Origin of the sequence: Flavobacterium gelatinilyticum (assembly GCF_027111295.1) — a bacterium.
Lineage (GTDB): Bacteria > Bacteroidota > Bacteroidia > Flavobacteriales > Flavobacteriaceae > Flavobacterium > Flavobacterium gelatinilyticum.
Genome location: NZ_CP114287.1, coordinates 441,924 through 466,443 on the forward strand (window position 1 = coordinate 441,924; position 24,520 = coordinate 466,443).

General features: G+C 34.8%; 20 protein-coding genes. 3 read left to right on the top strand and 17 right to left on the bottom strand.

Annotation, left to right across the window (positions count from 1 at the left end; all coding sequences use genetic code 11):
- Positions 1-2: 2 nt before the first annotated feature.
- The gene (locus tag OZP11_RS01935) at positions 3-599 is read left to right on the top strand and encodes a 3'-5' exonuclease (protein WP_281233560.1); all 597 of its coding nucleotides are present in this window, start codon (positions 3-5) and stop codon (positions 597-599) included.
- A gap of 120 nt (positions 600-719) precedes the next feature.
- Here OZP11_RS01935 and acs read toward each other — a convergent pair whose 3' ends face one another.
- The 7 genes from acs to OZP11_RS01970 form a co-directional block, all read right to left on the bottom strand.
- Positions 720-2,630, bottom strand: coding sequence for an acetate--CoA ligase (gene acs / locus OZP11_RS01940; protein WP_281233561.1), 1,911 nt, complete (start codon positions 2,628-2,630; stop codon positions 720-722).
- A 499-nt stretch (positions 2,631-3,129) separates the two neighbouring features.
- Complete coding sequence (gene ilvC, locus OZP11_RS01945) at positions 3,130-4,599, bottom strand: ketol-acid reductoisomerase (protein WP_281233562.1); 1,470 nt, start codon at positions 4,597-4,599, stop codon at positions 3,130-3,132.
- An 87-nt stretch (positions 4,600-4,686) separates the two neighbouring features.
- The gene (gene ilvN, locus OZP11_RS01950; RefSeq protein ID WP_281233563.1) at positions 4,687-5,208 is read right to left on the bottom strand and encodes an acetolactate synthase small subunit; all 522 of its coding nucleotides are present in this window, start codon (positions 5,206-5,208) and stop codon (positions 4,687-4,689) included.
- An 84-nt stretch (positions 5,209-5,292) separates the two neighbouring features.
- Entirely contained in the window at positions 5,293-6,981 is a 1,689-nt protein-coding gene (gene ilvB, locus OZP11_RS01955) for a biosynthetic-type acetolactate synthase large subunit (RefSeq protein WP_281233564.1), read from the bottom strand.
- A 155-nt stretch (positions 6,982-7,136) separates the two neighbouring features.
- Positions 7,137-8,810: a dihydroxy-acid dehydratase gene (gene ilvD / locus OZP11_RS01960; protein ID WP_281233565.1), complete on the bottom strand. Its 1,674-nt coding sequence runs from the start codon at positions 8,808-8,810 to the stop codon at positions 7,137-7,139.
- A gap of 272 nt (positions 8,811-9,082) precedes the next feature.
- Positions 9,083-10,201, bottom strand: coding sequence for a 3-isopropylmalate dehydrogenase (gene leuB / locus OZP11_RS01965; protein WP_281233566.1), 1,119 nt, complete (start codon positions 10,199-10,201; stop codon positions 9,083-9,085).
- A gap of 87 nt (positions 10,202-10,288) precedes the next feature.
- Complete coding sequence (locus OZP11_RS01970) at positions 10,289-11,464, bottom strand: 2-isopropylmalate synthase (protein ID WP_281233567.1); 1,176 nt, start codon at positions 11,462-11,464, stop codon at positions 10,289-10,291.
- Positions 11,465-11,619: 155 nt separating this feature from the next.
- Between OZP11_RS01970 and OZP11_RS01975 the strand changes: the two genes are divergently transcribed.
- On the top strand, positions 11,620-13,164 hold the full coding sequence (locus tag OZP11_RS01975; RefSeq protein ID WP_281233568.1) for a hypothetical protein: 1,545 nt from the start codon (positions 11,620-11,622) through the stop codon (positions 13,162-13,164).
- A 238-nt stretch (positions 13,165-13,402) separates the two neighbouring features.
- Here the strand turns inward: OZP11_RS01975 and OZP11_RS01980 are convergent, their stop codons facing one another.
- On the bottom strand, positions 13,403-15,058 hold the full coding sequence (locus tag OZP11_RS01980) for a M1 family metallopeptidase (RefSeq protein ID WP_281233569.1): 1,656 nt from the start codon (positions 15,056-15,058) through the stop codon (positions 13,403-13,405).
- A gap of 153 nt (positions 15,059-15,211) precedes the next feature.
- Here OZP11_RS01980 and OZP11_RS01985 point away from each other — a divergent pair, with 153 nt between their 5' ends.
- Positions 15,212-15,910 (top strand): carbohydrate-binding family 9-like protein, encoded by a 699-nt coding sequence (locus OZP11_RS01985; RefSeq protein ID WP_281233570.1) that lies wholly within the window; start codon positions 15,212-15,214, stop codon positions 15,908-15,910.
- A 5-nt stretch (positions 15,911-15,915) separates the two neighbouring features.
- Here the strand turns inward: OZP11_RS01985 and OZP11_RS01990 are convergent, their stop codons facing one another.
- The 9 genes from OZP11_RS01990 to hisG form a co-directional block, all read right to left on the bottom strand.
- Complete coding sequence (locus OZP11_RS01990) at positions 15,916-16,359, bottom strand: hypothetical protein (RefSeq protein WP_281233571.1); 444 nt, start codon at positions 16,357-16,359, stop codon at positions 15,916-15,918.
- A 103-nt stretch (positions 16,360-16,462) separates the two neighbouring features.
- Positions 16,463-17,059, bottom strand: a complete 597-nt coding sequence (hisIE, locus tag OZP11_RS01995) for a bifunctional phosphoribosyl-AMP cyclohydrolase/phosphoribosyl-ATP diphosphatase HisIE (RefSeq protein WP_281233572.1) — start codon at positions 17,057-17,059, stop codon at positions 16,463-16,465.
- Between the two features lie 101 nt (positions 17,060-17,160).
- Positions 17,161-17,916, bottom strand: a complete 756-nt coding sequence (hisF, locus tag OZP11_RS02000) for an imidazole glycerol phosphate synthase subunit HisF (RefSeq protein ID WP_281233573.1) — start codon at positions 17,914-17,916, stop codon at positions 17,161-17,163.
- 86 nt (positions 17,917-18,002) lie between these two features.
- The gene (hisA, locus tag OZP11_RS02005; protein WP_281233574.1) at positions 18,003-18,731 is read right to left on the bottom strand and encodes a 1-(5-phosphoribosyl)-5-[(5-phosphoribosylamino)methylideneamino]imidazole-4-carboxamide isomerase; all 729 of its coding nucleotides are present in this window, start codon (positions 18,729-18,731) and stop codon (positions 18,003-18,005) included.
- Positions 18,732-18,828: 97 nt separating this feature from the next.
- Entirely contained in the window at positions 18,829-19,410 is a 582-nt protein-coding gene (gene hisH, locus OZP11_RS02010) for an imidazole glycerol phosphate synthase subunit HisH (RefSeq protein ID WP_281233575.1), read from the bottom strand.
- 86 nt (positions 19,411-19,496) lie between these two features.
- Complete coding sequence (gene hisB / locus OZP11_RS02015) at positions 19,497-20,633, bottom strand: bifunctional histidinol-phosphatase/imidazoleglycerol-phosphate dehydratase HisB (RefSeq protein ID WP_281233576.1); 1,137 nt, start codon at positions 20,631-20,633, stop codon at positions 19,497-19,499.
- A 53-nt stretch (positions 20,634-20,686) separates the two neighbouring features.
- Entirely contained in the window at positions 20,687-21,736 is a 1,050-nt protein-coding gene (gene hisC, locus OZP11_RS02020) for a histidinol-phosphate transaminase (RefSeq protein ID WP_281233577.1), read from the bottom strand.
- Positions 21,737-21,904: 168 nt separating this feature from the next.
- Positions 21,905-23,188 carry a histidinol dehydrogenase gene (gene hisD / locus OZP11_RS02025; protein WP_281233578.1) on the bottom strand — a complete coding sequence of 428 codons (1,284 nt, stop codon included), beginning with the start codon at positions 23,186-23,188 and terminating at the stop codon, positions 21,905-21,907.
- A 155-nt stretch (positions 23,189-23,343) separates the two neighbouring features.
- Positions 23,344-24,201 (bottom strand): ATP phosphoribosyltransferase, encoded by an 858-nt coding sequence (hisG, locus tag OZP11_RS02030; protein WP_281233579.1) that lies wholly within the window; start codon positions 24,199-24,201, stop codon positions 23,344-23,346.
- Positions 24,202-24,520 lie beyond the last annotated feature (319 nt).

Genomic DNA, 24,520 nt, shown 5'->3' on the forward strand with positions numbered 1-24,520 from the left:
ACATGCTGGACTGGATTAAAAATATTAGTAAGGAACACCCCGAATTCTGGAAAGAATATTTAACAAAATTTGACGCAAAGCCAAACAAATTTGTGGTTTTGAGTACCGAAACTTCAGGTTTGAACCCAAACAAAGATGTTATTTTGTCTTTGGGTGCTTTTTCGGTTATTGATGACAGTATTGTAATTAAAGAAAATTTTGAAGCTGTTTTGCTTCAGTATAAATTTTTGGAAGATCACGGACTTTCGAATGAATTTATTATCGAAAGCAAAATGACCAGAATGCCGGAACCGGAAGCTATTGAAGCGTTTATCAATTTTATTGGAAATGCCGTTCTTGTTGGACATCATATTAATTTTGACATTGAAATGCTGAATGCTGCCCTGGAACGCCTTGACTGCGGCCGACTAAAAAATGAAGCGCTTGATATTGATGTAATGTACAGAAAACTTACAGATATTAATGACAAGCAGTTTTCGCTGAACGATTTATGCGAAATTTATAAAATCCCAAAAAGTGACCGAAATTCATCTGCCGAAGATGCGTACAAAATTGGATTGCTATTTTTAAAATTAAAATCTCGCTTAGGAATTAAATAAATTAATTTTAGATTTTAGATTTTAGATTTATTCTTCGCTTCGCTCAGAGTTCACTTGTCGAACTATATAAAAAATGCCTCTTAAATTTAAGAGGCATTTTGTTTTTATGTTTTAAGAATTTTAAGCTATTCTGTCTTTCATGATTTGTTCTACTACTTCCGGATTCAACAAAGTTGAAGTATCTCCAAAGTTAGAGAAATCACCTTCGGCAATTTTACGTAAAATTCTACGCATAATTTTTCCGGAACGTGTTTTTGGCAATCCTGAAACAAACTGAATTTTATCCAGTTTTGCAATTGGCCCAATGTGATCCGCAATATACTGATTGATCTCTTTGGTCAGGTTTGTTCTGTCTCTGACTTCTCCGGTTTCTTTTAGAATAACAAAACCATATAAAGCATTTCCTTTAATATCATGCGGGAATCCAACAATCGCAGACTCGGCAACCGCAGGGTGTTCGTTAATAGCATCCTCAATTGGAGCTGTTCCAAGATTATGTCCTGAAACAATTACAACGTCATCTACTCTACCCGTAATTCTGTAATATCCAACTTCGTCTCTTAGAGCACCGTCTCCTGTAAAATATTTTCCAGGGAAAGCAGAGAAATACGTTTCTTTGTAACGATCGTGATTACCCCAGATTGTTCTGGCAATACCCGGCCATGGGAATTTAATACACAAACTTCCAACCACTTGGTTTCCTTCGATTTCATTACGTTTTTCATCCATCAAAACAGGCTGAATTCCCGGTAATGGCAATGTAGCGTAAGTTGGTTTTGTAGGTGTAACAAATGCAATTGGCGAAATCATGATTCCGCCGGTTTCTGTCTGCCACCAGGTATCAACCACCGGACATCTTTTATCTCCTACGTGGTCATTGAACCAGTGCCATGCTTCTTCGTTAATAGGTTCTCCAACTGACCCAATAACTTTTAGAGATTTTAGAGGATATTTTTGAATATAATCTAAGCTTTCTTTTGCTAATGAACGAATTGCTGTTGGCGCTGTATAGAATTGTGTGATTTTATGTTTTTCGATAATATCCCAAAAACGGCTGAAATCAGGATAAGACGGCACTCCCTCAAAAATTACAGTTGTTCCTCCATTCAATAATGGTCCGTACAATATGTATGAGTGTCCGGTAATCCAGCCAATATCTGCAGTACACCAGAAAATATCATTTTCTTCGTGGCTGAATACATTTTTAAAAGTATAAGCTGTATATACCATGTACCCTGCTGTAGTATGCACCATACCTTTTGGCTTTCCTGTTGATCCTGAAGTATATAAGATAAATAACGGATCTTCGGCATCCATAATTTCAGCAACACTGTTATCCAGAGCTGCGTCTAATAATGGCTGTAACCAAATATCACGGCCTTCTCTCATTGCTACTTCAGTTTTTGTTCTTTTTACAACTAAAACTGTAGAAACAGACGGGCAGGTTTCAAGAGCTTCATCAACAATGGCTTTTAAGTCGATTGTTTTATTTCCTCTGTAACCGCCATCAGATGTGATTACCATTTTGCATTCGCAGTCAATAATTCTTGCTGATAATGCAGAAGCAGAAAATCCTGCAAAAACTACAGAGTGAATTGCCCCAATTCTGGCGCAGGCTAAAACAGCAACTGCAAGTTCCGGAATCATTGGCAGATAGATACATACGCGGTCTCCTTTTGTAATTCCCTGATCGCGAAGAACATTCGCCATTTTAGAAACTCGCTCGTATAATTCGTTATAAGTTATGTGTAATGCTTCTTCAGAAGGATCATTCGGTTCAAAAATAACAGCCGTTTTATCTCCTCTTTTGCTTAGATGTCTATCAATACAATTTTTAGTAATATTTACTTTTGCATCAGTAAACCATTTCACTTCGGCATCGGCCATATTAAAATCAACAACCTTTTCCCACTGTTGATACCATGTAAAATTTTCTTCAGCAATTTTTCCCCAAAACTTTCTCGGCTCCCTTATGGACTTATTGTAATGTTTAAAATATTGTTCTAAATTTTCTATTTTATAATAACTCATAGTTTTGTTGAATTTTTTTATAAATGTATTAAATCTGCTTCTATTCTTAAAATTATTTAATTCATTAATTATATTAAAAAAATGAACATTATTAACAAAATGTTATTTTTTTTAAAGTTTATCCTAAAAAAAGAGGATTTATCGCCAAAAAGTGAATCACAAAAAAGGCGCGATAAATGAATATCACACCTTTTAATTTAACAAATTTCAATAACAATTAATTTTGTAATTCTGCATTACAATATTCTATCTATTTCGAAAATAGCAGCATCATTATTAATTAAAACAGAAATTTAAACAAAGCATATTTTTGTTTAAAAACATGCCCCTTTTATAGGGATTAGCTTCACTTAACTTACTTGTATATTTGAAGTTAAGTGAATGCAATATGCATCTATATCCATTTACTTTAATAAGTGCTTACTAATTCAAAATATTAACCTAAAACATTGATACAGAGCAAATTTCACTAAAAAATAAGTGAAAATTCCCAAATTTATTATCCAATTTTTTTCATTGCGGTCATAGACTCTCTTAACCACGCTCCTACTTCTTCGATAGGGTGCTGGCGGATTTCTTTATTAACAGCAATTAAAACAGTATTGTCTACTCCGTTTGAAGTTGAAAACGGTTTTCCAATAATATTAGTATCCACTTTCTTCATGAATTCAGTCAACAATGGCTTACATGCATGATCAAACAAATAACATCCGTACTCAGCGGTATCAGAAATTACACGGTTCATTTCGAATAATTTCTTTCTTGCAATTGTGTTTGCAATTAATGGTAATTCGTGTAATGACTCGTAGTAAGCTGATTCTTCGATAATTCCTGCTTCTGTCATAGTTTCAAAAGCTAACTCTACACCTGCTTTTACCATAGCAATCATTAAAACTCCATTGTCAAAATATTCCTGCTCAGAAATTGGAGCTTCCTGCGGTGCTGTTTTTTCGAAGTTAGTTTCTCCTGTAGCCGCTCTCCATTTTAATAAGTTAACATCGTCGTTAGCCCAGTCAGCCATCATAGTTCTTGAGAATTCTCCAGAAATGATATCGTCCTGGTGTTTTTGGAATAACGGACGCATAATGTCTTTTAATTCCTCAGCCAATTCGTATGCTTCAATTTTTGAAGGATTATTTAAACGATCCATCATATTTGTAATACCACCGTGTTTCAAAGCTTCAGTGATAGTTTCCCATCCGTACTGAATTAATTTTGAAGCATAAGCAGCATCGATTCCTTTTTCAACCATTTTATCAAAACACAAAATAGATCCAGTTTGAAGAAGACCACAAAGAATAGTCTGTTCTCCCATTAAATCTGATTTTACCTCTGCTACGAAAGAAGATCTTAAAACTCCTGCTCTGTGTCCTCCAGTTGCTACAGCGTAAGCTTTCGCCTGATCTAAACCTAATCCGTTTGGATCGTTTTCAGGGTGAACCGCGATAAGTGTTGGCACACCAAAACCTCTTTTGTATTCTTCACGAACCTCAGAACCAGGACATTTAGGAGCACACATAATAACTGTGATATCTTTACGAATCTGCATTCCTTCTTCGACAATATTAAAACCGTGAGAATAAGCCAAAGTTGAATCTTGTTTCATTAATGGCATAATTGCATTAACTACAGAAGTGTGTTGTTTATCCGGAGTTAAGTTGCAAACTAAATCAGCAGTTGGAATCAATTCTTCATACGTACCAACTGTAAATCCGTTTTCAGTTGCATTTTTATATGAAGCTCTCTTTTCAGCAATTGCATCTGCACGCAATGCATAAGAAATGTCTAAACCAGAATCTCTCATATTTAAACCTTGATTCAAACCTTGTGCACCACAACCAACAATAACAACTTTTTTTCCTGCTAATGCTGCAATTCCGTCTGCAAATTCTGACTGCTCCATAAATTCGCAAACTCCTAGTTGCTCTAATTGTAATCTAAGTGGTAATGTGTTGAAATAATTTGCCATTTTGTTTTAAAATATTTAATGAAATGAAATTTAATAATTAATTTGTATATAAATGATTGTGATGATGTTATATCACATTTTATTTTTTTATTTGAAGGTTTCTAACAATGCCGAAATCTCCATTTTTTGTTTTGAAACCGAAATTCTTCCAGAACGTACAAACTGCATGATTCCATATGGCTTGAATTTTGCGTACAATTCCTCAATTTCTGATCGTCTTCCTGATTTTGAAATCACGAAGAAATCTCTTGAAACAGTTACAATTGTCGCCTGGCTTTCTTTGATGATATTCTGAATTTGTTTTTCGTCAAACAACAAACTTGAAGCGATTTTGAACAATGCATTTTCAAGATAAATTGTTTCTTCATCTGTATGATAAAATGCTTTTATAACCTCAATTTGCTTTTCAATCTGTCCTACGATATTCTGAACCCATTTCTCTGTAGTATTTACTACGATGATAAATCTTGAAACATTCTCTATTTCTGATTCAGAAACATTTAGACTTAGTATATTAATGTGACGCTTTAAGAATATACCTGATATTCTGTTTAATAAACCCACGTTATTTTCTGAGTATACCGATATGGTAAATGTTTTATCTTCCATGTTGTTTTTTAGTTTTTTTAGTTTCAGGTTTCACGTTCCAAGTTTTAAACTTGCAACCTGAAACATGAAACATGAAACCTTTTTTTAACTTAATCTAATTTCTGACACACAAGCTCCTGTTGGAATCATTGGGAAAACGTTGTTTTCTTTTTCAACAACGACTTCTAAGAAATAGGAATCTTTCGAAGCCAGCATTTCTGCAATAGCTACGTCAAGATCTTCTCTTTGTGTAACTTTTTTAGATTTGATATGATATCCTTCGGCAATGGCAATGAAATTTGGATTAATCATTCGGGTAGAAGCATATCTGTTATCAAAGAATAATTCCTGCCATTGGCGAACCATTCCTAAAAATTCATTGTTTAAAACCACGATTTTAACCGGAACTTCGGTTTGGAAAATCGTTCCAAGTTCCTGAATGGTCATCTGGAAACCACCATCGCCAATAATCGCAACTACTTCACGCTCTGGTTTACCCATTTTAGCACCAATTGCTGCAGGAAGTGCGAATCCCATAGTTCCTAAACCTCCTGAAGTAATATTACTTTTAGTCGAATTGAACTTAGCGTATCGGCAGGCAAACATTTGGTGCTGACCAACATCAGAAACAATAATTGCGTCTCCATTTGAATGTTTGTTGATCATTTCAATAGTTTCTCCCATTGAAATTCCTTTGCCGTTTGTTGGATTTAATTCTTCTTTAATTACAGAATCGTATTCAACCTTACTTAATTCTTTAAACTCATTATGCCATGCATCGTGAGATTTTGCCTCAAGAAGCGGTAATAAAGCTGCTAAAGATTCTTTTACATCTCCTAAAACAGCGATTTCTGTTTTAACGTTTTTATCAATCTCTGCCGGATCAATTTCGAAGTGAATCACTTTTGCCTGTTTAGCATAAGTACTTAATTTACCTGTAACACGATCATCGAAACGCATTCCGAAAGCGATTAAAACATCACATTCGTTTGTTAGTAAATTAGGCGCATAATTTCCGTGCATTCCTAACATTCCCACATTTAGCGGATGATCTGTTGGTAAAGCAGAAAGTCCTAAAATTGTCCATCCAGCCGGTATTCCTGATTTTTCGATTACTGCTTTAAATTCGGCTTCAGCCTGACCTAAAATAATTCCCTGTCCGAAAACAATGAAAGGTTTTTTAGCACTGTTGATTAAAGCGGCAGCTTCGGCAACTTTGTCAAGGTTTAATTTTGGAACCGGAACATAACTTCTTATCCCTGTGCATTTTTCGTAACTAAAATCAAACTCGTCAAACTGAGCGTTTTTAGTAATATCGACCAATACAGGTCCCGGACGCCCGGAACGTGCAATATAGAATGCTTTTGCGATAATTTCGGGAATCTGAGAAGCTTCAGTAACCTGAAAATTCCATTTTGTAACCGGAGTTGAAATTCCGATGATATCCGTTTCCTGAAAAGCATCAGAACCTAATAAATGTCTTCCAACTTGTCCAGTAATACAAACCAACGGTGTAGAATCGATTTGTGCATCAGCGATTCCGGTCACTAAATTGGTTGCTCCCGGTCCAGAAGTAGCGATTGCAACCCCTACTTTTCCTGTGGCTCTGGCATATCCCTGAGCGGCGTGGGTAGCGCCTTGTTCGTGACGCACCAAAACGTGGTGCAACTGGTCCTGAAATTTATATAATTCGTCGTAAACCGGCATTATGGCTCCTCCCGGATATCCATAAATTAAGTCTACTCCTTCTTCTAACAAACATCTGATAACGGCTTCTGCCCCTGATATTCTCATAGTATATTGTTTTTTCAATGTCAAAATTCAATTCCAAAATTCAATGGCAATGGTAAAATTCAATTTCAATTATAAATTTTAAATTGAATTTTTTATTTATTACTATTTGAATTTTGTTATTGTCATTGATATTGATTTTTGATATTATTTTAAAATTAATTATCGGTTACACATCCTGTTGATGCGCTTGAAACCGATCTGGCGTATTTAAGTAAAACTCCTCTGTCGACTTTTAAAGGCGGCTTAACCCATGCTGCTTTTCTTGCTGCAAATTCCTCGTCAGATATTTTCAGGTCGATAGTATTTTTTACAGCATCGATAGCGATTAAATCTCCATCTTTTACAAGTGCAATACCACCTCCGTCATAAGCCTCTGGTGTTACGTGTCCTACCACGAATCCGTGCGAACCTCCGGAGAATCGGCCGTCTGTGATTAGTGCACAGCTGCTTCCTAATCCGGCTCCAATGATGGCAGATGTAGGTTTTAGCATTTCCGGCATTCCCGGACCACCTTTTGGCCCGCATCCTCTAATGACGACTACATTACCTGGTTTAATCTTTCCGGCCTGAAGTCCCGGAATTACTTCAAATTCACCTTCAAATACTACAGCCGGTCCTTCGAAATATTCTCCTTCTTTTCCGCTGATTTTTGCTACAGCACCTTCAGAAGCAAGATTTCCGTATAAAACCTGAATATTTCCTGTTGGTTTTAACGCTTTTTGAATTTCATGAATTACTTCTTGTCCGTCTTGTAAATCCGGAGTTGAAGCTAAGTTTTCAGCAACTGTTTTCCCTGTTACCGTTAAACAATCTCCGTGAATAAGTCCTACTTTTAGTAAATATTTCATTACCCCCGGAATACCTCCAACTTCGTGAATATCTTCCATCATATATTTACCGCTTGGTTTCATATCGGCAAGAACAGGCGTTCTGTCGTTAATAGCCTGAAAATCATCAAGAGTAATGGTAATTCCAACAGAATGTGCCATTGCAATTAAGTGCATAACAGCGTTTGTAGAACCTCCTAAAACAGCTACAATTGTAATAGCGTTTTCGAAAGCCTTACGAGTCATAATGTCTCTTGGCTTAATATCTTTTTCTAATAAAATTTTGATCGCTGCTCCGGCAGCAAGACATTCGTCTCTTTTTTCCTGGCTTAAAGCCGGATTAGAAGAACTGTATGGCATACTCATACCTAATGCTTCGATTGCAGAAGACATCGTATTTGCGGTATACATACCACCGCAGGCACCAGCACCCGGGCAGGCATTTTGAATAACACCTTTAAAATCTTCCGGAGTAATTTCGCCTTTTACTTTTTTTCCTAAAGCTTCAAAAGCAGAAACAATGTTTAAAGATTCTCCTTTCCATTTTCCTGAGTGTATTGAACCTCCGTAAACCATCATTGACGGACGGTTTAATCTTCCCATTGCGATTAACGCTCCGGGCATATTTTTATCGCAGCCGGGAATAGCAATAATACTGTCGTACCACTGTGCTCCGGCAACAGTTTCGATAGAATCTGCAATTACATCTCTGGAAACCAAAGAATAACGCATTCCTTCGGTTCCATTTGAAATTCCGTCACTAACGCCAATAGTATTAAAAATAAGTCCGACCAGATCAGCATCCCAAACACCTTTTTTAACATCCTGAGCTAAATCATTTAAGTGCATGTTGCAGGTATTTCCGTCGTAACCCATGCTGACAATACCTACTTGTGCTTTTTTCAAATCTTCTTCAGTTAAACCAATTCCGTATAACATGGCTTGCGCCGCAGGTTGTGTCTGATCTTGGGTGATGGTCTTGCTGTACTTATTTAATTCCATTATTGTCTTGTTTTTTTACTTTATTTTTATTCAAAAAAAAACCTTCCAGTATTTGGAAGGTTTGTAATATAGTTTTTCAATTATATTTATACCATTCCCGCTGCAGATGTGCTGAACACATTGACAACAACGACAGAAGTGATAATAATTGAGATTTGCATTTCTTTATTTTTTTAGTGTTACAAAAGTACAAAAACTTTAAGAACTAAAAAAATAAAATCTCAACATTTTCAATACTTCTTGTTATTTAATTCATTATTTTAATAAAAAATCTAAACTATTGTCGATTGACCAATCGAAACATTATCATTATTAAAATACAACAGATCATCTTTGCTGAAAATGAAATTAGAAACAAACTCTCCTACTTCATTTGTACCAAATTTTGAATCCGGTTTTAAATCAACTGTAACCACTTCGTATTCAATTGCTTTTTCTATTGCTTTATGAATCATTTCAGCTTCTGTAAACAATCCGAAATGTTCCAAAAGCATTGCTGCCGATAAAATAGAAGCGATTGGGTTGGCAATATTTTTTCCTTTTGCCTGAGGATATGATCCGTGGATAGGTTCGAAAAGCGCATTATTTTCACCTAATGATGCCGAAGCCAATAAACCAATCGAACCTGTAATGACGCTGGCTTCATCTGATAAAATATCGCCAAATAAATTCTCAGTTAAAATCACATCAAATTGTTTTGGATTTAAAATCAGCTGCATTGCCGCATTATCTACAAATAAGAAGTCTAAGATTACATCAGGATAATTTTCTCCTACTTTCTGAACCACTTTTCTCCACAATCTTGAAGTTTCCAAAACATTCGCTTTGTCAACCATTGTAAGCTTTTTGCGTCGGTTTTGCGCTTGTTTAAAAGCTAAATGCGCAATTCTGGTGATTTCTTCTTCTGAATACTCACATAAATCTGAAGCATGTGTACCCTCTTCATTTAATGTTTTAGCTCCAAAATAAGCACCGCCGGTTAATTCTCTGAAAATAGTAAAATCAGCTCCTTCAATAATTTCTCTTTTTAAAGGAGAAGCACCTACTAATGCTTTATAAGGTTTTATAGGGCGAATGTTCGCAAACAAACCTAATTCTTTACGAAGTTTCAACAATCCCTGCTCCGGACGAACTTTTGCATTTGGATTATTATCGTATTTTGGATCTCCAATAGCACCAAATAAAACAGCATCAGTATTCAAACAAAGATTTAAAGTCTGCTCCGGGAGCGGATTTCCGGTTTTGTCAATGGCGATCGCTCCCATGAGAGCTTCTTCAAAAACAAATTCATGATTGTACACTTCACCAATAGCATACAATGCTTTCTTGGCTTGTGCAATAACTTCCGGTCCAATTCCGTCTCCTGGTAAAACTGCTATTTTCAAATTCATAACGTCTCGTTCTTTATGATTTAAATCTTTGTTTGTTTTTTCTTTTTTATTCTATTCTGTTTACTCTATTTTCTATATTCTTTTTAATTAATTTCTGATCAATTCGCCTTCAATTTTAGAAGCTTCGATAATCTGATGAATATCAGCATCTACTACTTCTTTTTTAATATCGGCAAACTTTAAGAATTCAATATAAACAATGTCTAATTGTACTTTTGTAAGCTCGTAACCTACTTTTTTTGCACGGTAAGCTAATGCTGCTCTTCCGCTTCTTGCAGTTAAAATGATTGAAGATTCGTTTACACCAACATCAAGCGGATCCATTATTTCGTAAGTTGCTCTGTTTTTGATCACACCATCCTGATGAATTCCGGAACTGTGAGCAAAAGCATTTGCGCCAACGATTGCTTTGTTTGGCTGTACAATCATTCCCATACTTTCAGAAACTAAACGGCTCATTTCGTTTAATTCTCTTGTATTGATGTTAGTATCTAAATTTAAGTAAGGATGTTGTTTGAAAATCATTACCACTTCTTCAAGAGCTGTATTTCCTGCTCTTTCCCCGATACCATTAATAGTACACTCGATTTGTCTTGCACCATTAATAGCTCCTGCAATTGAGTTTGCAGTTGCCATTCCTAAATCATTATGACAGTGGCATGAAAGGATTACGTTTTCGATTCCTTTTACGTTTTCTTTTAAATATTTGATTTTTGCTCCGTATTCTTCCGGAAGACAATATCCTGTTGTATCAGGAATATTTAATACCGTTGCTCCGGACTTAATAACTTCTTCACAAACTTTTGCAAGGAAAGCATTATCTGTTCTGCCGGCATCTTCGGCGTAGAATTCTACATCTTCTACGTACGATTTTGCATGGGCTACAGCATATTTTGCTCTTGCAATAATATCTTCAGGCGTAGTTTGCAGTTTGTGGAGTATATGAGATTCTGAAGTTCCGATTCCGGTATGGATTCTAGGTTTCTTAGCATGCTTTAAAGCAGCTGCCGCAACATCAATGTCATTTTTTACGGCTCTTGTCAGTCCGCAGACGGTTGCATTTTCTACAATTTTACAAATCTCAGAGACCGATAAAAAATCGCCCGGACTTGACACAGGAAAACCGGCTTCGATAATATCAACTCCCATTTTGTCTAGTCGTTCTGCGATTACTAATTTTTGTTTAGTATCTAACTTGCATCCTGGGACCTGTTCACCGTCGCGTAAGGTGGTGTCAAAAATTTGAACTTTCTCTCTATTCATATTCATTTATTTAATGTAATTTCACATCTTGATAACAAATATATATTGTACTTCTTCAGCACGAAATTCATTTTAATGAAATTATACTGTGCATAACACAATTTATAACGAGTTAAATATTTAATAATCAATAAGTTATATTATTATTTTTTACAATGGCTAACCATCAAAAAGATTTCTTATTTGTGTTGATTAAATCACTTTCGAAATCTGAAAAAAGACAGTTTAAAATTTTTGCAAGCCGATTAGAGACAAGTTCGAACACTAAATTCATTGAATTGTTCAATATTCTGGACAGATCTGAAACCTACGATGAAAAACTGATTCTTAAGAGCGGCAGCATCAAAAAAGTACAGCTGTCTAACTTAAAATCATACTTATACAAACAAATCCTGGTAAGTATCCGTTTGAATATCCCAAGCCAGAACATTCGTTATCAATTGCGGGAACAGATTGATTTTGCGGTAATTCTATATAATAAAGGTCTTTATAAACAGAGTTTGAAAATTTTGGACAAAACCAAACAGCAGGCTCTTGAAAATGACGAAAAATACATGGCGTATGAAATTGTCGAATTCGAAAAACTGATAGAATCGCAATACATTACCCGAAGTATTCAGGGCCGTGCCGATGAACTGGTTGTTCAGGCCAAAGAACTGAATTACCGAAACACCATTTCTAGTAAATTATCCAATCTTTCGCTTCAGTTATACGGAATCATGCTGAAAACGGGTTACGTAAAAAGTGATGAGGAATATAAATATATAGACGATTATTTTAATAAACATATTGCCAAACTTGACGAAAGTAAGTTTGGTTTCAGGGAAAAGTATTGGTTTTACAACGCTAATCTTTGGCGAAGCTTTTTGGTTCAGGATTTTTTAGCGAGTTATAAATTTGCTTACAAATGGGTCAGATTATTTTATGATAATCCAAACATGATTTATCTGAACCCGGTTTTCTTTTTAAAAGGGAATCATTATTTTCTGGAATCGCTTTATATGTTGAAATACACGTCTAATTTCAAACGTTATCTTTCACTTTTAGAAGAAACTATCGAGGATGAAAAATTTCCGGTAAATGATAATATTGCGTCATTATCATTTTTATATGTGTATAACAACAAACTAAACCTGCATATTTTAGAAGGTACATTTGAAGAAAGCGAATATCTGATTCCTGAGATTCTGGAAAAATTAAAAATTCACAGCGAGCATCTGGACGAACATCACGAAATGTTGTTTTTCTACAAATTTGCTTCGATTTATTTTGGAAACGAAAAGTACAATGAGTGCATTAACTATCTTGATAAAATAATCAACAACAAGAACTTAACCATGCGTGAGGACTTATTGTGCTTTGCAAGATTGTTATCGCTTATTGCGCATTATGAATTAGGGAAAGACTATTACCTGGAGAATCATCTTAAAAACACGTATAAGTTTTTACTAAAAATGAATGATTTGCACGAGGTTCAAAAAGAAATCATCAAATTCCTGCGAAACCTAAACAATTTTTATCCTGCTGATATTAAAAAGGAATTCAAAAAAATGCATACCCGTTTTGTTGAACTTGAGAAAAATACCTACGAGAAAAGGGCTTTCTTATACCTTGATATTATTTCGTGGCTGGAAAGTAAAATTGAGAACAGAAAAATTGCCGATATAATTAAGGAGAAAGCGAAATTGAATAACCGATAAGGTTTGATCTGAAAGCTATCACACAATATTTGTCATTTCGAGGAACGAGACCCTAGCGATAGCGAACTGGCGAAGCAAATCACACACGAAACTCTACAAAAATTAGCTATTACTGTGGAGAAATACTAGTGCGATTTCTCCTTACGTCGAAATGACATACTTTATCTTTAAAAGTAAAAAAATCCCAAAATCCCGAGGCTTCGGGATTTTGGGATTTATATTTTGTATTTTAAAAAACTTATTCTACGATATTAGAAGTAGTAACATAGAAATCTTTATCAACTTCTACTTTTCTGTCTTCATTAGTAGTTTTTTCAGACTGCCATTCTGTTGTTGGTTTCAGCCAAGTTTCAACTCCGTTTAATTTCACTCTTACCGGCATATCAAATTTTGCAATACAATTTGTCCAGTGATACCCAAAAGTTCCATTTTTAAACATATATTCAAGAACCGGAATCTGAGTTGTTGTTAGATATTGAGCAAAAACTCTGTTAAAATTAATCCCAGACTGCTCATTAATATAATCCTGAATCTGTTTTGAAGTAACGGTTTGGTGATAAAAAGTTTTATTTAAACCTCTTAGAATTGATTTCCATTTTGCATCATCATTAATAATCTGACGCATCATATGCAGCATTGTCGCCCCTTTTGGATACATATCTCCTGAACCTTCGTGGTTTACATCATAATGTCCGATGATTGGAATATCATTCTGAATGTTTTTTCTGCATCCGATGATGTATTCTGCTGCTGCATCTTTTCCGTAATAATATTCAAGGAAAAGACTTTCTGAATAGTTTGTAAAACTTTCGTGAATCCACATATCTGCAATATCCTTATACGTAATATTGTTGGCAAACCATTCGTGCCCTGATTCGTGAATAATGATAAAATCAAATTTTAATCCCCAGCCTGTTCCGCTTAAATCACGTCCCAGATAACCATTTTTGTACTGGTTTCCGTAAGTTACAGAACTTTGGTGCTCCATTCCTAAATACGGAACTTCAACCAGTTTGTAGCTGTCTTCGTAAAACGGATACGGCCCAAACCAGTTTTCGAAAGCTTTCAGCATCTTTCCTGCATCTTTAAACTGCTCTTTTGCTAAAGCCAGATTATCTCTTAATACATAGTAACTACAATCTAAATTTCCTTTTTCGCCTTTAAAAACCTCAGAAAAATTAACGTAATCACCAATATTGATATTTACACCATAATTATTAATTGGATTCGAAACGTACCAATTGAATGTTTTTGTTCCGTCTTTTTCTTTTTTAACACTTTTTAATCTACCGTTTGAAACCTCAGTTAAATCACCCGGAACATTCACGCTGATTAACATATTCTCAACTTCATCGTACATGTGGTCTTTACACGGCCACCATACACTTGCGCCTAAACCCTGACAAGATGTAGCAATAAAATCTTTTCCGTTTTTATCTTTCTTCCATGAAAATCCGCCGTCCCACGGAGCTTTAACTGCTTCTTTTGGTTTCCCGTTAAAGAAAACCACAATTTCTTTTATATCACCCGGTTTTTGGTTTTCTGTCAAAGTAATAAAAAAAGCATTTCCGTCTCTTTCAAATTTTAATTCTTTACCATTCTGCGTTACTTTGGTAATATTCATTGGTTCCTGCAAATCGATCTGCATACGGTTATTCTCTGTTAAAACAGTATAACGAACCGTATTTGAACCTGATATTGATTTTTCAGCCGGATTAACCTTTACATTAAGGTGATAATATTTCAAATCCCACCAGGCTCTTTCTTTAGTGATGCTGCCACGTAAAGTATCCTGATGTGTAAAAACTGTTTCTGACTTATTCAAAAGTCCCTGAGCATTAGCGCTAAAACCAATTAATAAAGCAGTTAAAATGCTTCCAAAGTATTTTTTCATTAGCTGGAAATATAAAATAATAAGAATTTATAGAACTTAATCTGAAACAAATGTAATCATTCGAATTAAGTTTTTAATTTCTATTCTCTTAAAATTAATAGTGAAGTTCCTTTATTCTTCTTTATTTTAGCCATTTCAAATCAAACCTAAATTATGAAATTCTATCTGCCTTTATTCTTTATCTCGGTGATTTTCACGAATTCAATTTATTCCCAGTCGATACCAATTTATAAAACAAATGAAAAAATTAGTATTGACGGCGATTTAAGCGATTGGAAAAACCCCTTTCTGGGTCCGTTTGTCATTCATAATTCAGGAGAAAAAGCGGTGCAGAGTACAATGGTTTCATTTTCATGGAATGACCAGAATCTTTATATAGCGTATCGTTCTGCTGATTCCCAAATAGTTGGAAAATCCCAGCCAAAAGATTCTAAAATTTATGAAACGGATGATTTGGTGGAGATTTTTATTGATCCTGACGGAGACGGAAAAAACTACGTTGAAATTGGTGTAAATGCTTTCTCAACCTATTACGACATGCTTTTAAAATGTATTTCTCCTGAATGCGGCGGATGGAATACATCAATGGATTTTGACATTATCGGCTTAGAAGCTGTAAGCAAAACAACTCCCGAAGGTTTTTGCACCGAAATAAAAATCCCGTTTTCAAGTCTTGAAAAGATCGAAAATGGTAATTTCACAAGACCAAAAGCAGGCACAAAATGGAAAGGAAACGCTTTTAGAATTGATTACAGTAACACAACCGAATATCTTGCTTTACAACCTTATAAGAGTTTAAAATTTGGTTTTCACCAGCCAAAGGAATTTGCCGTTTTTGAGTTTGTGGAGTAAATAAATCAAAAATTACTTCTCTGAACTTTATTTAAATCATTTATTCCTTTAAATAAAAAAAGTAAACCAAATAATAAAATACTAATTACAAAGAAAATAGGTGCTCTTTCAAATTCATTTTGAAACAGAAAGTAACATCCTATACTAAAGATTACCATAAAAACTCCCAGATATATTTTGGTTTTTGATTCTTTTTCTAAAAATCTTCTTTCAATAGGAAGTATATTTTTAATCTTTGAAATTAAAGTTTCAGGAATCTCTAAACCATTATCTAAAATCATAATTTTTATTCGACTATAATTTCTATAATTATAAAATGAATGCAAATTATTTTCAAATCTACTTAGATTTAAAACAGTATCCAGAAAGTTTTCTAAAAGTAAGAAAAGTTCATTTTCTGTTAATATTTTATTATTTAAATAATTTTGTTTGATTAATTCAATTTCCATTCTACTTTTTCTCAAAGATATATTAAGAAAATAATTTAAAAAAGGAGAAACCAAAATATTATACTATATTGATTTCTCCTAATAATTAATTATAATAGAATAACTATTTCTGGCGTCCCTTCAGAACTTCAACAACATCATTTAACTGATATCCTTTGGCCTGCAGCAGAATTAAATAATGAAATAATAAATCAGCGCTTTCGCTAAGGAATAAATCATCATTATTATCTTTTGCTTCAATAACCACTTCTACCGCTTCCTCACCTACTTTTTGGGCAATTTTATTGATTCCTTTTCCGAATAAAGAAGCTACATAACTCTTCTCAGAATCAGCATTTTCTCTTCTGGTTTTAATAGTATTTTCTAACTGAGAAATGAAACCGTAATTCGTGTCGTTTGGTTCTTGCCAGCAAGTATCTGCGCCTGTGTGACACGTTGGTCCAACTGGTTTTGCCTGAATCAAAAGCGTATCGCCGTCGCAGTCATTTTTTATACTTACTAATTCTAAAAAGTTGCCACTCTCCTCGCCTTTTGTCCAAAGTCTTTGTTTGGATCGGCTGAAAAAAGTTACTTTTTGAGTTTCTATTGTTTTTTGAAGCGATTCTTCGTTCATATAACCCAGCATCAAAACATTTTTTGTCTCTGAATCCTGGATTATAGCCGGAATTAATCCGTGTGCGCTTTTAATATCGATTTCCATATTAGTCTAAAGTTGTAAAGTCGAAAGTCTTAAAGTCTAAATTCGAACTTAAATATTATTTTTTTATTGTTTTAAATCTTTCTTCCTGCTTCTTTCATCTATTAAAGTCTAACTTCAATATCGTTATCTCTAAGTTCCTGTTTCAACGCTTTGATCTCGATTTCTTTAAAGTGAAAAACACTTGCTGCCAAAGCGGCGTCAGCTTTTCCTTCTTTAAACGAATCTACGAAATGCTGAATGTTTCCTGCACCTCCCGAAGCAATAATCGGAATATTTACCATTTGGGATAGTTTAGCCAAAGCTTCGTTTGCAAAACCATTTTTAGTTCCGTCATTATCCATAGAAGTGAATAAAATTTCTCCTGCACCACGTTCTGCTACTTCAACAGCCCAATCGAATAAATTTAACTCCGTTGGCACTTTTCCGCCCACTAAATGCACAATCCATTGTCCGTCAATTTGTTTAGCGTCGATTGCCACCACAACGCACTGGCTGCCGAATTTCCGGGCCAAATCATTAATCAATTGCGGATTTTTAACAGCCGATGAATTGATCGAAACTTTATCTGCTCCGTTATTCAGCAGAATATCAACATCTTCTACAGATGAAATGCCGCCGCCAACTGTAAACGGAATATTGATTTTTTCTGCCACGCTTCGTACCATATTTACAAGCGTTTTGCGTCTTTCTTCGGTTGCTGAAATATCCAGGAAAACCAATTCGTCCGCACCTTCAGCTGAATAAATTGCAGCCAGTTCCACAGGATCTCCGGCATCGCGTAAATCAACAAAATTAACGCCTTTTACCGTTCTTCCGTTTTTTATATCTAAGCAGGGTATAATTCTTTTTGCTAACATTTTTTTTTTGTTAATTGTGACATGTAAAACGTGAAATGATATTTGTTAAAAATTAGACTTTCAATAGACATTTTACATTTCACTTTTTACATTCTACCAATAATATAATTTTCTAGTTGTTTCAGCGTGATTCTTCCTTCGTAAATCGCTTTTCCAATGATGGTTCCTTCGCAACCTAGTTCTGCTAATTTTGGTAATTCGTCGAAAGTTGAAATTCCACCAGAAGCGATTAGTTTTATGCCTTTTGCTTCTGCTAAAATTTTACCATATAAATCAAAACTTGGTCCCTGAAGCATTCCGTCTTTGGCAATATCGGTACAAATAACGTATTGAATTCCCTTATTCTGATAATCCTGAATGAATGGCACCAAATCTTCATTTGATTCTTCTAACCAACCTGAAACGGCAATTTTTTCATCTTTTGCATCTGCTCCAAGAATAATTTTTTCAGTTCCGTATTCCGAAATCCATTTTTCGAAAATTGCTCTGTTTTTTACAGCAATACTGCCTCCAGTAATTTGATTTGCACCGCTTTCAAAGGCAATTCTCAAATCATCATCTGATTTTAATCCGCCTCCAAAATCAATTTTCAGGCTCGTTTGCGATGCGATTTGTTCTAATATTTTATAATTGACAATTTTGCTCGATTTTGCACCGTCAAGATCCACTAAATGCAGATATTCGATTCCGTGTGCTTCAAATGATTTTGCCACTTCAAGCGGATTTTCATTATAAATTATCTTCGTATCATAATCACCTTTGGATAAACGAACGCATTTTCCTTCAATGATATCTATGGCTGGTATTATTCTCATTTTTATAATTTTAGATTTCTGATTTTAGATTGTAGATTTTTCTAAAATTGAAATTTTGATTGATTTTTGAAATTGTTATTGAATTGGAATTTGGGATTTACATGTTTAAAAAGTTCCCTAAAATCTTCTCTCCAACATCACCGCTTTTTTCCGGGTGAAACTGCGTTCCATAAAAATTCTCTTTTTGCAAAGCCGATGCATATTCTACGTCATAATTAGTTGTTGCGATAGTTTCTGCGCAGTTTGGCGCATAAAAACTGTGAACCAGATACATAAATTCATTTTCAGAAATGTCTTTAAACAAATCGGTTTTTAAATCATAAATCTGATTCCAGCCCATTTGCGGCACTTTTACATTGTTTGAAAATTTCAAAACATCCACATCAAAAATTCCTAAACCTTCTGTATTACCTTCTTCGGTTTTATTACACATCAACTGCATTCCAAGACAAATTCCTAAAACCGGCTGTTTCAATTGTGGAATCAAACTATCTAAACCGCTTTCGCGAAGTTTTGTCATTGCTGAACTTGCCTCGCCAACGCCAGGAAAAATTACTTTATCTGCTGCTTTAATTTCGTCCGGATTATTACTTAGAACAGCCTTAAAACCCAATCTTTCAATAGCAAACATAATGCTCTGAATATTTCCCGCTCCGTAATTTATTATTACTATTTTCATTCTTTTTTCGTTTGTTTTGTTTCAAGTTTCATGTTTCAAGTTCTCTACTTAACGTGAAACCTGAAACTTTAAACTTGAAACAAATTTTAAAGCATTCCTTTCGTCGAAGGCAAAATCATTTTTTCGGTATCTCTTTTTACAGCCACTTTTATCGCTTTTGCGAAAGCTTTAAAGATCGCTTCGATTTTGTGATGCTCGTTGATTCCTTCTGCTTTGATGTTTAAGTTGGCTTTTGCTCCGTCTGTGAACGATTTAAAGAAGTGATAAAACATTTCTGTTGGCATTTTGCCTACCATTTCACGTTTAAATTCTGTTTCCCATATCAGCCAGTTTCTACCTCCGAAGTCAATTGCAGCCTGTGCTAAACAATCGTCCATTGGTAAGCAGAATCCGTAACGCTCGATCCCTAATTTATTTCCTAATGCTTTTGCAAAAACTTCCCCAAGCGCAATTGCCGTATCTTCGATCGTATGATGTTCGTCTACTTCTAAATCGCCTTTAACCGTGATTTCCAAATCCATTTGACCATGACGCGAGATTTGGTCTAACATGTGGTCGAAAAATGCAATTCCGGTATCGATTTTGCTTTTTCCTGTTCCATCAAGGTTCAAGTTGATGTAAATATCAGTTTCATTCGTTTTTCTTGTAATCGATGCCGAACGTGCTTCTAATTTCAAAAATTCGTAAATTCTTTTCCAGTCGGTTGTTTGTAAAGCAATTGTCTCGTTTAATTCTTCACGTTTAGACGAAATTTCATTACTGCCAATTCCATCTGTCATATTCATAAAAATCGCTTTTGCACCAAGGTTTTTAGCCAATTCCACATCGGTTAAACGATCACCCAAAACAAAAGAATTTTCTAAATCATATTCCGGATTGTTAAGGTATTTTGTCAACATTCCGGTTCTTGGCTTTCGGGTTGGCGCATTTTCTTCCGGGAAAGTTCTGTCTACGAAGATTTCATCAAAAACAACTCCTTCATTTTCAAATGCTTTTAGGATAAAATTTTGCGTTGGCCAAAACGTATCTTCAGGAAAACTATCTGTTCCTAATCCGTCCTGATTGGTTACCATTGCTAGTTCGTAATCTAATTCGGCAGCAATTTTAGCCAGATATTGAAACGCTTTCGGATAAAACTCCAGTTTATCTAAACTGTCTAATTGGTAATTTTCAGGTTCTAAAACAATCGTTCCATCACGATCGATAAAAAGTACTTTTTTCATTTTTGTATTGTTTCAGACCTAAAAGGTTTTGAAAACTGTTAGGTCTTGTTGTGTTATTTCAATTGTTTTAATTCTTTAATTACAACCGCATTTTCTTCTTTTGTTCCAATGGTAAAACGAAGACAATTTTCACATAATGGCTGCGTGGTTCTGTTGCGGATAACGATTCCTTTTTCGATTAACTGATCGTATCTTTTATTGGCATCATCTACTTTTGCCAGAATGAAATTAGCTTCTGTCGGATATACTTTCTCAACAAAACTCACTTCAAGTAAAACTTTAAGCAATTCTTCTCTCTGCTCAATAATAGAAGCTATTTCTTGTTTTATTTTATCCGAATCTTTTAAACGTTCGATTGCACGCTGCTGCGTTAATTCGTTTACATTGTAAGGAGGTTTAATTTTGTTTAAAATTGAAATTACAGCCTCAGAAGCATAACAAATTCCTAAACGAATTCCAGCCAAACCATAGGCTTTAGAAAGCGTTTGTGTAATCACTAAATTTGGATAAGCATCTATTTCTGTCATCCAGCTTTCTTTATCTGAAAAGTCAATATACGCTTCATCAATCACTACTAAACCTTTAAAGTTTTGAAGCAGTTTCACCACACTTTCATTAGAAAATGAATTTCCTGTCGGGTTATTTGGCGAGCATAAAAAGATAATTTTTGTATTCTTGTCTACGGCTTCTAAAATCTTTTCTACTTGCGGCTGAAAATCTGTCGATAGAAGAATTTCTCTATTTTCAACTGCATTGATATTCGCTAAAACACCGTACATTCCGTATGTTGGCGGCAGCGAAATAATATTGTCTTTATTGGGTTCGCAAAAGGCTCTAAAAAGTAAATCAAGAACTTCATCACTTCCGTTTCCTAATAAAATCTGATTTTGCTTTACTAAATTATTTTTAGCGAGAATTGCTTTAACCGAATTTTGTTGTGGATCAGGATAACGATTTACCCCGTTTTGAAACGGATTTTCATTGGCATCCAAAAAAATCATTTCGGCTGTATCGAAATCTTCAAACTCATCTCTTGCAGACGAATACGGTTTTAAAGACTTTACGTTTTCACGTGTTATTGTATTTATATCGAAGGTACTCATTGTTGTTTTTTTCTTGTTTTTTTTTAGAAAATAGATGAAAGAAGCAAGAGGAAAGACTTTCTGTCTCACTTATTTCGCTCTTCTTTTTTCTTTCTTCTTTCTTCTTTCTTCTTTCTTCTTTCTTCTTTCTTCTTGCCTCTTTTCTCTACTTTCTCTACTTTCTCTTTCTTACTCTAAACTCTTTAATCTTAACGTCACAGCATTTTTATGCGCTTGCAATCCTTCAGCTTCTGCCATTGTTTCGATTGCTTTTCCTATAGTTTGGATTCCTTTTTCTGAGATTTTCTGGAATGTCATCGATTTCATAAAACTATCCAGATTCACACCGCTGTAATTCTTGGCATAACCGTTTGTTGGTAAGGTGTGATTGGTTCCGGATGCATAATCTCCGGCACTTTCCGGTGTATAATTTCCAATAAAAACAGAACCTGCATTTACGATTCCGTTACAGTAGAAATCATCATATTGAGAGCAGATTATAAAGTGTTCAGGGCCGTATTCATTAATTAAATCTAAAGCTATTTGATCACTTTCAACATAAATTAATTTTGAATTTTCGATTGCTTTTTCAGCGATTGCTTTTCTTGGAAGCAATTCTAATTGAGCCTGAACTTCTTTTTCTACTTCGGCAATTAGTTTTTTTGAAGTAGAAACCAGAATTACCTGACTGTCTGTTCCGTGTTCTGCCTGAGACAATAAATCTGAAGCTACGAAAGCAGGAACTGCTGTATCATCAGCAACAATCAATAATTCTGAAGGGCCCGCCGGCATATCGATTGCCACTCCAAACTGTGTTGCCAGTTGTTTTGCTACTGTTACAAATTGATTTCCAGGTCCGAAGATTTTATATACTTTAGGAATTGATTGTGTTCCAAAAGTCATTCCTGCAATTGCCTGAATACCGCCAACTTTTAAAATTTTAGTTACACCGCATAATTTTGCGGCATACAAAATTGCCGGATTAATTTTTCCTTTTTTATCCGGAGGCGAACACAATACGATTTCTTTACAACCCGCAATATCAGCCGGAACAGCCAGCATTAAAACAGTTGAAAACAAAGGTGCTGTCCCGCCCGGAATATACAAACCAATTTTTTGAATTGGTCTTTTTTCCTGCCAGCAGTTTACTCCCTCGATGGTTTCAATTTCGACTTTTTCGGTTTTCTGTGCTTTGTGGAATTTGTATATATTGTCTTTTGCTAATTGGATTGCTTCTTTTAATTCATTTGGAATCAATTGAACGGCTTCGTTTATTTCTTCAGCCGAAACTTCATAATTTTCCTGAGAAATTCCGTCAAAAATAGAAGTGTATTTTGCTACTGCTTCGTCTCCTTTTTTCTGAACTTCTTTGAAAATTTCTTTTACCGTAACCTCGATATCATCAATGGTCTGGGTAGGTCTTTTTAATATTTCTGACCAGGTTTCTGGTTTTGGATTGTCTATTTTATTCATTTTTTTACGCTTTTAAGCTTTAAGCTATAGGCTATAAACTTTCTAAACTTTGTCTTTTTTTATGCTTTATGCTTTAAGCAATAGGCTTTAAGCTTTTTTTACTTTGTCTTTTTCGGCTTAAAGCTTACTGCCTAAAGCCTATAGCGGGCGGAACCCTAAAGAACCATTTTCTCAATTGGGCAAACTAAAATCCCTTCGGCTCCTACTTCTTTTAACTGGTCAATTACATCCCAAAAAGTGTCTTTATCGATTACGGAGTGAACACTGCTCCAGCCTTCTTGTGCTAATGGAAGTACTGTTAAACTTCTAAGAACCGGAAGGATTTTTCCAACTGCCTCTATTTTGTCGTTTGGCACATTCATTAGTATATATTTTGAGTTTCGGGCTCTTAAAACGGCCTGAATCCTGAATTTTAAAGTATCGATGTGTTTTTGAATTTCTGGTGAAACTTTTGGAGAAACTGCCAGAACGGCTTCGCTTTTCAAAATAACTTCTACTTCTTTTAAGTTGTTTTTGAATAAGGTGCTGCCACTTGAAACAATATCTACAATCGCGTCAGCAAGTCCGATATTCGGGGCAATTTCTACCGAACCTGAAATTTGGTGAATATCAACAGTCAAACCAAATTTACTAAAATATTCGGTAACCGTATTTGGATATGAAGTGGCAATACGAAGGTTAGCTAAATCCTGTACTGAGTTGTATTCGAAAGTTTTAGGAACTGCTACCGAAACCTTACATTTAGAAAATCCCAGTTTCTGTACTACTTCAATTCCTTTTCCTTTTTCGACTAAAAGATTATCACCAACTATGGCTAAATCCACGACTCCGTCAATTAAATACTGAGGAATATCCGAATTTCTAAGATATAAAACTTCAAGAGGAAAATTTGAAGCTTCGGCTTTTAACTGGTCGATTCCGTTGTTGATAGAAATACCGCAGTCTTTAAGGATCTGGATGCTGTCTTCGTTTAAACGACCTGATTTTTGAATTGCAATTTTTAAAGTACTCATTTTTTTTAGTTGTTTGTCTGATTAATAGTTTGAGTACAAAGAATTGGTATAAAAAAACCCGTTTGATGTACTCAAACGGGTTTTAAAATATGATGATTTACACACATACCATTAACACATCGCTTGAGAGCAATAATGTAAATGATGATGATGTAATTGAATTGAAATCATTGTTTGGTTTGTTTTATAATTCTTTGATTCGGTTGCAAATATACTAGATAAAATAATTAAAAAGCAATTTTTATTTTAACTTAACGATAGTTTATTGTTAAAAATTAATTTCGGCACGATTTAGATTATTAATTTCCAAATCATTTTA